General features: G+C 57.6%; 8 protein-coding genes. 2 read left to right on the forward strand and 6 right to left on the reverse strand.

All coding sequences use genetic code 11. The features are described from left to right. Positions 1-3: 3 nt before the first annotated feature. Positions 4-1,716: a HAMP domain-containing sensor histidine kinase gene (locus IGS16_RS05730; protein ID WP_297084095.1), complete on the reverse strand. Its 1,713-nt coding sequence runs from the start codon at positions 1,714-1,716 to the stop codon at positions 4-6. 387 nt (positions 1,717-2,103) lie between these two features. On the opposite strand from IGS16_RS05730, the gene IGS16_RS05735 reads away from it, so the two are divergent. After that, complete coding sequence (locus IGS16_RS05735; protein ID WP_297084099.1) at positions 2,104-2,904, forward strand: creatininase family protein; 801 nt, start codon at positions 2,104-2,106, stop codon at positions 2,902-2,904. Positions 2,905-2,946: 42 nt separating this feature from the next. On the opposite strand, the gene IGS16_RS05740 is transcribed toward IGS16_RS05735, so the two are convergent. The 4 genes from IGS16_RS05740 to IGS16_RS05755 all read right to left on the reverse strand — a co-directional run bounded on the left by IGS16_RS05740 (position 2,947) and on the right by IGS16_RS05755 (position 7,829). Continuing rightward, positions 2,947-3,588 (reverse strand): hypothetical protein, encoded by a 642-nt coding sequence (locus tag IGS16_RS05740; protein ID WP_297084101.1) that lies wholly within the window; start codon positions 3,586-3,588, stop codon positions 2,947-2,949. Positions 3,589-3,675: 87 nt separating this feature from the next. Continuing rightward, positions 3,676-4,641 carry a TIGR04168 family protein gene (locus tag IGS16_RS05745; protein WP_297084104.1) on the reverse strand — a complete coding sequence of 322 codons (966 nt, stop codon included), beginning with the start codon at positions 4,639-4,641 and terminating at the stop codon, positions 3,676-3,678. 73 nt (positions 4,642-4,714) lie between these two features. Further along, positions 4,715-6,979 (reverse strand): PBP1A family penicillin-binding protein, encoded by a 2,265-nt coding sequence (locus tag IGS16_RS05750; protein WP_297084105.1) that lies wholly within the window; start codon positions 6,977-6,979, stop codon positions 4,715-4,717. A gap of 379 nt (positions 6,980-7,358) precedes the next feature. Continuing rightward, on the reverse strand, positions 7,359-7,829 hold the full coding sequence (locus IGS16_RS05755) for a hypothetical protein (RefSeq protein ID WP_297084107.1): 471 nt from the start codon (positions 7,827-7,829) through the stop codon (positions 7,359-7,361). 275 nt (positions 7,830-8,104) lie between these two features. On the opposite strand from IGS16_RS05755, the gene thiD reads away from it, so the two are divergent. After that, on the forward strand, positions 8,105-8,932 hold the full coding sequence (thiD, locus tag IGS16_RS05760; protein WP_297084108.1) for a bifunctional hydroxymethylpyrimidine kinase/phosphomethylpyrimidine kinase: 828 nt from the start codon (positions 8,105-8,107) through the stop codon (positions 8,930-8,932). A gap of 85 nt (positions 8,933-9,017) precedes the next feature. On the opposite strand, the gene IGS16_RS05765 is transcribed toward thiD, so the two are convergent. Next, a complete protein-coding gene (locus tag IGS16_RS05765) occupies positions 9,018-11,417 on the reverse strand; it encodes an ATP-binding protein (protein WP_297084111.1) in 2,400 nt (799 codons plus the stop codon). Positions 11,418-11,507: the final 90 nt, after the last annotated feature.

Consider the following 11,507-nt stretch of genomic DNA (forward strand, 5'->3'; position numbering starts at 1 on the left):
TCGCTACACCGACTCCGGCGACAGTTGCTCAGTGCGGCTACCCAGCGTCAGCGGCAGCTTCACCACAAACGACGTGCCCACGCCCTCGCAGCTGGTAAAGTAGATTTCGCCCTGATGCTGCAATACACATTGATAAACAATCGCTAGCCCCAAGCCCGTGCCGCGAATGGCGTTCACATTGCTGGCCCGGTGAAACAGGCGAAACAGACGGGGCTGGTCTTCATCCGGGATACCAATGCCGTAGTCGCGGATCTCAAACGTTGCCACTTGATCAAAACAGGACAGGTCAAATTCCACTACACCACCTGCCAGGGAATATTTCACCGCGTTGGAGATCAGATTGCTCAGAATGGATCTGAGGAGTTTGGGGTCGAGATAAACCAGTTCGCAAGAGCCGTAGCAATTCAACACAATCTTATGGGATGAGCCAATACTCATCCGCATCTCTTCCACCACATCGCGACAAAACAACTTCAGATCGATCCAACTGGGGCTAAACTCCAGCCGACCGGCCTCCGCCTTGGCGCTGACCAACACATCCTCAATCAATTGATTCATCGTGGTAATGGCGGCACGGCTCCGCTGGAAATATTTCTCTCGCTTTTCCTCCGGTGCAACGTGCCCGTATCGTTCCAGCAGTTCCAGCGACGTGCGTAACACGGTGAGGGGGGTTCGCAGTTCGTGCGACACCATCGACACAAATCGCGACTTTAGCTCGCTCAGCTCTCGCTCTTCTTTGAGTGCCAGTCGAATTTCGTCTTCGGTTCGTTTGCCTTCTCGAATCATCTGTTCGCGGATGCGGATGCTGTTCACCATGCTTTTGAACACTTCCGCCAGCGTCGTCATCTCATCGGGAAAAGGATTTTTTTCGGCAAAAGACAAGTCCAGGCTGTAGTCGCCGCTGGCAATTTGCTGGGCGGACTGGGTCAGGCTGGCCAGTTGCCGAGTCAAAATGCCAGACAGCATGTAAATCAGCACGAAAAAAACTGCATAGGTGATGATGAAGGCAAATAACATGCGGTTGCGAATAGCCTGTTGCAGCAGCCGGACGTATTGAGCGTCGATATCCAAACCCACAACCAAAATGATGTCGTCCCGCTGGCTCTTGAGCGGAGCGGCGGCCGAAATCCAAGTTCCCCATCGATCAGTATAGATTTTGTCACTCTCCTGAATGCCGCCTTGCATCTCGATGCGACGAGCTAATAAACCTACATGGTCAGATTCTAGAAACTTGGCTGCCTTGGTGGGGTCATTCAGCGCCCAGAGGTCTACCAGATAAATAATTTCTCTCTCGCCAGGGCCAACGGCGGGTAGGCCAACGCGGCGATTGGTGTCGGCATTGCCAATGATATAGGAGTAGAGCCAGACCCTCGGCTCGATATTTTGAACTGTCTCAAACCAGGCAAGCTGGCTTAGGTAGCGGGGGTCGTCCGAAAAGCCCTCAGCATTGCGCTCTCCCTCGGCGTAGAGGCCCAGCAAGTCATCTGGGTTTACGCCCGATAGGGCCCCGATGAGCGTAGAGCGCATGTCGGCCCGCAGGCGAGCAACGACCTTTTCGGTTGTGTAGGAATAGAACCAGTAGAAGGCTCCCGCAAACACCAGGCTAAACACCACGCTGAAACCCACCAGTAGCTTGACGCGCAGGCTCACTGGTCTGACGAGTTTTCTAACTGCCGGCGACATCGCCCGGCCTAGCATCTGAGACGTTTGGCGCAAATTTACCTCGAGGGCAAATGGGTTGAGAGTGTAGAGATGACTGAAGATGCCCCCGACTTAACCTAATTTAAGGCAATCTTAGATCAACCGTCGATGTCGGCTTTATAGATTGCAGAGAGACTTCCGTAAGTTGCAGAGTGCGTTTTGAAAGACTGGCTCTAAAAAAACTGGCTCTGAAAACCAACTTTGAAAACCAACTCTGAACGGCGGCACTGATCCTGAAATCGCTCTTCCTGAAATCGCTTCTATCCCATTCAATCGGGGTTGACCCATTTCAGGCAAATGGGCGATCGCCCGTTTGTGGATTTCCTGAGGCTTTTTTCTTCAGTACGTATCTTTTTATCCTAGACGGAATCTATTGATTCCCATTCTGCAACTTGACTCCCTATGCATAGCTACATTCCGCCTGAACGCTTTTTCCCATACCTCGCCTGGACAGATATTCAGCAAATGCCCCATCCAGAGCAGGTAGTGATTTTGCAGCCGATTGGGGCGATCGAGCAGCACGGGCCGCACTTGCCGCTAGTGGTGGATGCGGCGATCGCCACTGCCGTTGTAGGCAAGGCGCTCTCGCAATTGTCGCCCAGCATTCCAGCCTATGCACTGCCGACCCTCTACTACGGCAAGTCTAACGAACACTGGCACTTTCCGGGCACGATTACCCTCAGCGCCCAAACGCTGATGGCCGTGCTGACGGAGGTGGGTGAGAGTGTGTATCGGGCAGGCTTCCGCAAATGGGCGATCGTCAATGCCCACGGCGGGCAGCCCCAGGTCATCGAGATCGTGGCGCGGGATTTGCACCAGAAGTATGGCGACTTTTGGGTGTTTCCCCTATTTGTTTGGCGGGTGCCCAATGTTGCGCCCGACTTGCTCACGCCCAGGGAGTTGGAATATGGCATCCACGCAGGCGATGCCGAAACCAGCCTGCTGCTGTCGCTGCTGCCCGACCAGGTGCAGCTTGACCGGGCTGTGCCGGAATACCCCGCCAATTTACCTCAAAACAGCCTGCTGAGCATGGAGGGCGATCTCCCCTTTTCTTGGGTCACTCGCGACCTCAGTCAGAGCGGCACCCTCGGCGACCCCACCGCTGCGACGCGGGAAAAGGGCGATCGCATTCTGGACTCCCTGGTGCAAGGCTGGACACAAGTCATTGAGGATTTGTATCGGTTTCAGCTGCCGCAGGCGTGATGAGGCAATAGCGCAACCAGCGTCCCACTGACTCTCACGCCTTCACGCCTTCACGCCCTCTTTCCCCTTGTCTCCACACCAATCCCCACACACCCCGCCGGCGGGCCCGCTGGGATGCAGACCGCAGCAGAGCCAGTGGATGCCTGTGCTGCCCTCGTAGGCATAGCCGTGGTAGTGGGTGCAGCCTTCGCAGGCGGGCGGGCGGGGGCGGGGACGCAGGAGATCTTGACTTTGGGCGGTGGCTTCGTGGTTTGCCTGAAGAAACCTTTGGTAGAGCGGATGGGTGCGATAGGCAGGGTCTTCGGAGACATACCAGGTAACGAGCAGGTGATGATCAGGGGCGATCGCCTGGCCCCAGGCCACCACGGGCACCTCTAGCTGCACCAAGATGCCGCCCGCGAAGTCGGGATTGGGGTCTGGCAGTTGCGATAGCACTGAACCGCGCACCAGAAAAGCGTCTTCTAGCACCAGTCCAATCGCCGGGGCGATCGCCGCTTTTGCCTGATTAGCGCTGGCAAACCGCACCATCACCCGGCCACGATAGCGATTTTGGTGGGCCTGGTGCTGAATCCAGCGATCGCCCACCTGTAGCTCGATTTGACGATCGATCGATTGAACCTGGGCAAGGCCACTGCGGCTAAAGCGCCAGATTTGGTCGGTGGGGATGGGCTGAACGCGAGACATAATAAGGCTTGAAAATCAGGGTTCAGGAGTCCGGTTTCAGGGCTGAAATCTTTCTCTTGAGGGGCCAGGTGAGCGGGGTTTGGGCCGTCAGGCGATCGCCTCCGATTCTTCTCGTTCTTCGATGGCGGGCGCGTTTTGCTGATAAAACACCTGCTTGGAGTGAATCGCGCAATCTTGATTAAGCCAGACCAGCGATGCCTGAAAGACTTTGCCCTGCCGCAGCGTGACGAGAGAAAAGTTTCGCAGGCAATCTTCTTCAATAGACACAATGCGGGGCACACAGGCGGCATTCAGGTAAACCGTTCCAGCAGGGTCAACATGCAGCGGACGGCGAAGCTGGGTTTTGGTGTGGCGCAGGGAGTGGTGCATGTGCCCAAAGGCGACTAGGGGAACGGACTTGCCGAGGGTGCGGGTGTGGGCGATCGCCGCTGCCAGATCCGGATCGCCGTGGTCGCCGCCGATGGGTTTCCAGTCTTTGCCGCAGGGATCTTCTGGGGCACTGCCCAATCCCAGAGGTCCACAGTGACCAATGAACAGAATGGTGTCATGGGCCGCAGCCTGCGCCGCAGCAACAATGCGCTCGGTAGATTCCTGGAAACTGCGAACCCCGTAGCGGCTGGCATAGAAATCTTCATTTTTCCACTGGGAGCCGCCCCAGCTAAAGGGTCGCCCGCCGACGACCGATAGCCCCAGCGCAGGAAAGTCCAAATAGCCGTAGCCCACATGGGTTTTGCCCAGCAGGTCTAGCTGCTGCTGCACGCGGTCTTCTACCTTAGGATCGTAGGGGCGCTTGCTACGGCCCCAGTCGGTGGCGGTGTACCAGGCATCATGGTTGCCGAGGATAACGGCCTTGGGAATCGACATCGCGGCGATCGCCCGCACAATGCCCACTGCCTCGTTGCCAAAATCGCCCACCAGCAGCACCAGATCCACCCCCAGCCGCCGCAGCGCCCGCTCGTCCTGCGCGTCCCACTGGTCATGCACATCTCCCACCACGGCGATCGTGAGCGTCTCAGGCCTTCCCGATGCGCTCCCCTGCCCTTGCTCTGTCATAGCTGCGTCCTCGCTGGTCTCCATTACCAGGATATCCAGCTTTCTGCCCCCAGCAGCCGACCTCGACTCCTGCCTATCGAATAATCCGCCCCATATAGTCACCCCAAAGCTGGGCGGCCTGACCGCTGCTGCCCCCGGTGGGCGAGTTGTCGTCGTTGCCAAACCAAATTCCGGTGGTGATCTGGCGACTGGGCACATAGCCCACAAACCAGAGGTCGCGGTTGTCGTTGTTTGTACCCGTTTTCCCCGCTTCGCCCAAACCCAGATAGGCTGCACGACCCGTGCCGTTGGACACCACGCCTTGCAGCAGGTCGGTCATGGTGCGGGCAATGTCGGCAGGCAGCACGGCTGTATTCGCCTGGGGCGTTTTGCTGGCATCGTAAATCACGCGGCAGCTTTGCACATCGTTGGGATCAGTGCAATCGCTACTGTCGAGGATGCGCTGCACCGCATGGGGGCGATTGCGAACACCCTGATTCGCCAGCACAGCGTAGGCCCCAGTTAGCTCTAGCAGCGTCACTTCGCTCTGCCCCAGCACCAGGCCAGGCACAGGATTCAGCGGCGAGGTGATGCCCATGCGGCGGGCCGTCTCCACGATGTTATTCAGTCCAGCCTCGCGCCCCACCCGCAGCGCGATCACATTTTCTGACAGCGCCATGCCCGTATACATATCCGCACTGCCGCTGCTGGTGCGTTCGCAGCCGCGAAAGGATTGCCCCTGCCAGGTCATGGGTTCGCAAGAAAAGGCGGTGTAGGGCGAAATGCCTTGCTCTAGGGCGGCGGTATAGGCGAAGGCTTTGAAGGTAGACCCTGGCTGTCGCAGGGCTTGAGTGGCTCGGTTGAACTGGCTCTCTTGAAAGTCTACGCCGCCCACCAGCGCCAGCACTTCGCCCGTGCGGCCATCCAGCGTGACCAGTGCGCCCTGGGAAAAGCCGGAGCCTGCGCCAACGGATTCAACCGTGCTGCGGAGGAGCCGTTCGGCTTCGCGCTGATAGCCCGGATCGAGGCTGCTTTCGACCACAAAGTTGCCCTCCTGGGCCAACTGGCTGCCGAGGAGTTCCTCTAGCTCGCTGAAGACATAGCTGGTAAAGTAGGGGGCGATGCTGCTGCGGAGTTCTTCCAGGGTTTCGGGGTTGATTTCGATGCGCGATCGCCGGGCCCGTTCTGCCTCTTCCAGGCTGATTTTGCCCTGGGCGGCCATGCGGTTGATGACGCGATCGCGCAATTGCACCGCTGTTTCATAATCCTGCACTGGGTTAAAGCTGTTGGGCGCGGGCAAGATCCCCACTAGCGTTGCTGCTTCCGAAAGCGTCAGTTCTTTAGCAGGTTTGCCGAAGTAGTATTGAGCAGCATCTTCAAAGCCGTAGGTGCCATTGCCCAGATAGACCCGGTTGAGATATTCCAGCATCAAAAAGTCTTTGCTGTAGAATGTCTCCAGCTTGAGGGCGACGACGGCTTCCCGCAGCTTGCGTCCGGCGGAATCGGACGTGCCGACGTAATCCCGAAAGATATTGCGGGCAAGCTGCTGGGTGAGGGTGCTGCCGCCTTCGCGGATGCCGCCGCCGAGGATGTTGGTGACCAAGGCCCGCAGGATGCCAATTGGGTCGATGCCCAGATGCCAGTAATAGCGGCTATCTTCGGAAGCAATAAGCGCGTCGGGCAGGTAGCGCGAAAAGTCAGAGAGGCGATCGCCCGTGGTGTGGGCGCGGGCGCGAGTCGGCGTGAGCGGCGTTACGCCATCGCGAGCCATCACCATGACTGGCCCCTGCACCGAGGCAGGCAATGGACGCACCGAAAACTTCTGCCACTCCAGCCCAATCCACAGCGCCGTCAGCGCCGTCAGCCCCGTAAAGCCATACATGCCGTAGCGGGCTGCTTTGACGTAGACAGGCGGCGGATCGACATACTGAATCCGCACCGCAGAGGCCAGATCGGGCGGCCCCAGCGTGAACACATCGCCATGCCGCAGGGGAATCTTCGTCAGCCGTCGCTTGCCGCGATAGATGCCGTTGGTGGAGTTTTCATCCTTTAGCACGAAGGCATATTTGCCCCGGCGGCTGTCGCGGGTCAGGGACAGGTGCAGCTGGCTGACGACCGGGTTTCGCACCACGATGTCGCAGGAGCGAGAACTGCGCCCCAACAGGTAGCGATCGCCCAGCAGAGGATAGGTCTCAGGATGGGGGCTGCCGCTCTCTGGGTCTTGCACCCACAGTTCGGGCACTCGCGCATTGGGCTTCAGTTTCAGCCGAGAAAAGTTCACCCTGGCTTGCTGCACTGCCCGCGTAATCGTTGTGAGCAGAGTTTTGGGTGGTGTGGGCGGCGGCGGCGATTGAGTCACGTTGACGTTCCTGACAGAGCAACGCAGTTATAAAGAGGATGAGCGGGAGAAAGGCGAACTCCGGAGAACCTTGAAAGACTAGAGAAAAAACAAGGCGAATTGAGTCAAAAGCAAAAATCGAAACTCAGGATACGCCCGCCGATGAAGCCGCAAATCAGCCTCAAATAGCCCCAAATAGACCTACTTTTTGATCTCTGATGGCTGCTTCCGGGATTCAAACTTGTCGCAAGGCCCCTTGTAGATAACATAGCGAATCTTAGAGATTCCAGAAATTTTTGGACGCAGTTTTGATTGGCGTGCAATTTAGCGGGATGATTGGGGCGATCGCCCTTCGTCCGCCCGATCCAAACCCGACCCGTTCAGCCAAGTCCGGCAAATCTCAGGCAGAGGGCTTTGCTCGAAAGGTCAGCGTGATACCGCCGCTTGTGCCCAGTCGCCCACCCGTGCCCAGCAGATTCACCTGACCCTCGCCGCTCACCTCCACCGACAGCACAATTTCCTCTAGCTCCATGCCTGCCACCTCCGTTGCGCTCTGGCGGGCCCGACTCAGCACCCGCCCCATGCGCGACAAGAAGCTCGACATATTTTGCTCCAACGCGTCTGTGGAAACGGGCGTGCGCTGGGTGCGTCCTGCAAAGCCAGGTTCGCCAAAGGGATTGTTGCCCCAGCCGCCGCGCTGCCCGTCGGTTTGGATATTGGGAGAGGCAGGCGCTTCTGTGACCACCCAGATGACATCGGGATCAGCGTGGAGCGGGATGGCACTTTCTAGGGAACTGTCTAAGGGAGAACTGTCTGAGGGGGAACGGTCTGAGGCGCGGTGAGCAGAAGGATCAGGAAAGTCCGCAGGCATAGGGATTAAAACTCGATTTCTCCCATTTTATGAGGGATCTTTTTAGGAGGAATCTTGAGCAGGCAGTTGGGTCGATCAATTTGCAATCTGCTGCGTAAACCAGGCAGCAGCGCGGGTGTTGGTTCGATACTGAATCTATCGCAGGGTGCGGGAGAGAATGAGATGATGGGATGAGGCGAGAAAGTCGCGGGGCAGTGAGGTAACAGAGGTTGCCCCAGCAATTTGCTCCTATTGCTTCTAAAGTTCCTCCCGATCGTCTTCGACTCACGTCTCGAATGTCTACAGTTCCCGATCTCTCCATCCCCATTGCCCTGACGATTGCTGGCTCCGATAGCGGGGGTGGCGCAGGCATTCAGGCTGATCTGCGAACCTTCGCGTTCCACAAAGTCCACGGCACCAGCGCTCTGACCTGCATCACAGCCCAGAATACGCAGGGCGTGACGCGGGTAGACGCGCTGCCCCCGGAGGCTGTGATTGCCCAAATTGCCGCAGTGGTGGGGGATATTGGCGTGCAGGCGGTGAAGACGGGGATGTTGCTAAACCGCGAGATTATTGCCGCCGTGGCGCAGCAAGCCGAGGAATTGCCATTGCCGAATCTCGTAGTTGATCCGGTAATGGTGTCTCGCACCGGGGCGCAGTTGATTGCCGACGAGGCGATCGCCCTCCTCTGCACCGACCTCTTGCCCAAAGCCCGCCTGATCACGCCCAACCGCTACGAAGCGCAAATTCTGGCTGAGCTGGAAATTCATACGCTGGAGGATATGAAGCAGGCCGCCGAGCGCATCTTGCAGACGCACCAGCCCGGTGCAGTGCTGGTCAAGGGCGGCGGCATGACGGGCGACCTGCGAGGCGTGGATGTGTTTACTGACGGAACGCAGTTGGCGGTGCTGCAAACCCAGACGGTCAACACCGCTGACACCCACGGCACAGGCTGCACCCTATCGGCGGCGATCGCCGCAAATCTGGCCCTCGGTCATGACCTGTTTGCTGCCGTGCAGCACGCAAAGAATTACGTCACCCATGCGCTCCAGCACTCCCTCCGCATCGGGCACGGGCAGGGGCCCGTCGGGCATTTCTACCCCCTGTTGTCGTCGGGCAGGTAGTCTGGCATCTGGCACATAGACGCAGGAATTCATATAGACGCAAGAATTATAGACGCAAGAATTATTGGGCAGCCGCCATTCTTCCTTATCCCGCCACTGGCTTGGTTTGCAGCATCCCTGCCGATCCGTTCGGTTCAGGGCTTTGCTGAGAACGGGGAATGCGAATCACGAAGCGCGAGCCTTCCCCCGGAGTCGAGAAACACTCCAGCGTGCCCCCGTGCTTTTCGACAATGATCTGATAACTAATCGACAGGCCCATCCCGGTTCCTTTGCCCACGGGCTTGGTCGTGAAAAATGGGTCAAAGATTTGACGCTGAACCTCCTGAGGAATGCCGCCCCCATTATCGGCGATCGCAATTTCAATCCACTCAGCATCGACCAGCGCCGTAGAAATTTCAATCTTGCTGGGGTCTTGCTGAATTGCTTCCTTCGTCCGCTCTGCGTCCCTCGCTTCCAGGGCATCAATGGCGTTCGCCAGAATATTCATCAAGACCTGATTCAAGGAACCTGGATAACACTCCACCTCTGGCAGGTCTGCATACTGCTTGATCACCTGGATGGCGGGTCGAGTTCCCTTCGCCTTGAGGCGATGCTCCAAAATCAACAGCGTGCTGTCAATACCCTCGTGGAGATCCACCGCTTTGAACTCAGCCTCATCCATGCGGGCAAAATTCCGCAAAGACAGGACAATCTGCCGAATCCGATCCGTGCCAACCCGCAAAGAGGACAGCAGGTTGGGCAAATCCTGCTGCAAAAATTCCAGGTCGATTGCGTCGGAGGTTTCTTGAATTTCGCGGGGTGGCGCTGGATAATGCCGTTGGTAAAGCTGAATCAGATCCAGCAGATCGCTAACCGATTCTTTGAGCGGCGACAGGTTGCCGTGGATAAAATTCACTGGATTATTGATCTCATGCGCTACGCCAGCCACCAGTTGCCCCAGGCTAGACATCTTTTCGCTTTGCACCACCTGTGCCTGGGTTTGCTCCAGTTCGGCCAGTGTTTGCTGAAGCGCTGCGGTGCGCTCCTCTACCCGATTTTCCAGATCAGAATTAATACGCTCTAGTTCTGCATTGGCATGTTCTAGGTTGGCAAACAGCGAGGCAATTTGGGTGGTCATATGGTTGAACGACTGGCCCAGCGCAGTGAACTCCTGAATCTGGCTAGTGGCTTCGACCTGGTGGGAAAGATCCCCCTTGGCCATGCGCTGGCTGGCCTGATTGAGGCGCTCAATGGGGCGAGCAATCCAGTGGGCAGTCGATAGCCCCGTCGCCAGGGAAATGACCAGCACAACGGCACACAGGAGGATGTTGCGTCGGGTTTCGGCATTGATTTCTGCCATAAAGTCCGATTTTGGCAGCACAATCACCATCAGCCAATCGAGTCCATAGGAATCGCGCCAGGGTTTGATATAGACAAACTGCCGCTGCTGTTTGTAAGCAACTTCAATTTGGGTCGCTGACTGGATGGTATGCAGATTGCCAAATTGCGACTGAATAGCTTGGCTCACGGCCCGAATTAAGGGATCGGGACTGTTTAAGCTATTAAAACGCTGTAAAACCTGGTCGCCATTTGACAGGATGGGAGACTGGCTAGAACTGCCAACCAGCAGGCCGTTTCGCTCCATCAAGAAGATTTGACCTGATGGACTGGCCTGGATATTTTTGAGGAAGTCGCTAATTCCGGTCAGTTTCAGCTTGATGTGGGCCACTCCCAGCAAATTACGGTTGGCATCATAGACAGGTGCTGCCACACCTGCCGCCAGGTAATAGCCCGTCTCGCCAGGTTGGGCACTGCCCTGGGGCTTGAGAGTTTGGCCCGTTGGGGTAAGCTGGAGGGCTAGATTTTCTACAGCTTCGATTTCGCTCCAGATAGGCTTTCCGGCGGCGATCGCCTCTGGATACCAGGAGGCTTCTGGCGGGTTGTATTGCTCCTGTTGCAGCCGCGTGGCGCGGTTGCCCTGAAGATCAACGGTGTAATGAGCCGCAGGTTCCGGGGGACGGTTTTCGTAGAGCAGCAGACCCAATCCCTGCGCCAAGCGCCGCGCCCCAAGTTCGCTGCCATCGGGACGGGCAAAGCCAGTGTAGGCAATGGTTGGGAAGGCCCTCGCCTGCCGCCAAAAGTAGCGTCCACTGGCGGCAGGATCGTCTAGCCGGATCTCACCGTTGGCGATCGCCCCCGCATTAATCTGCACCAGCCGCATGGGGGTAGACAGATAATCGCTGAGCTGAGTATCGACACGCTGACTGACCTGATCGGCCACCTGGGCCACCAGGTTGCTGACCGCCTGCCGTTCGTTTCTGAAGGCAATGTAGCCGATGAGCAGGCCCGCGCCGCAGGTTTGTAGCGCAAAGGGCAACACCAGCATGAGTTTCAGGGGAATTCCCTGGCGGCAGCGGGTTGGACGAGTGGACGAAACCTTTGGCGCGAGCGGAGAAGCACTGGGAGTCCGTAGCGGGGAGAGTTTAGCCTGGAAGTAGGATTTCATGTACGGTGAAGAGGTAGGCGAGGCGAGAATTTTGGCCCAGCAATGGTGGCTTAGTCTCACTGAGACCCAGTGCTAGACAGGCCCAAAACA

Source organism: Thermoleptolyngbya sp. C42_A2020_037 (genome assembly GCF_015272455.1).
In the GTDB taxonomy this organism is placed as follows: Bacteria; Cyanobacteriota; Cyanobacteriia; order Elainellales; family Elainellaceae; genus Thermoleptolyngbya.

Excerpts from the sequence above, each read along its gene's own strand:
- IGS16_RS05745 (WP_297084104.1), bottom strand. The coding sequence starts at position 4,641 with ATGACAGAGCAAGGGCAGGGGAGCGCATCGGGAAGGCCTGAGACGCTC.
- IGS16_RS05755 (WP_297084107.1), bottom strand. The coding sequence starts at position 7,829 with ATGCCTGCGGACTTTCCTGATCCTTCTGCTCACCGCGCCTCAGACCGT.
- thiD (WP_297084108.1), top strand. The coding sequence starts at position 8,105 with ATGTCTACAGTTCCCGATCTCTCCATCCCCATTGCCCTGACGATTGCT.
- IGS16_RS05740 (WP_297084101.1), bottom strand. The coding sequence starts at position 3,588 with ATGTCTCGCGTTCAGCCCATCCCCACCGACCAAATCTGGCGCTTTAGC.
- IGS16_RS05765 (WP_297084111.1), bottom strand. The coding sequence starts at position 11,417 with ATGAAATCCTACTTCCAGGCTAAACTCTCCCCGCTACGGACTCCCAGT.
- IGS16_RS05735 (WP_297084099.1), top strand. The coding sequence starts at position 2,104 with ATGCATAGCTACATTCCGCCTGAACGCTTTTTCCCATACCTCGCCTGG.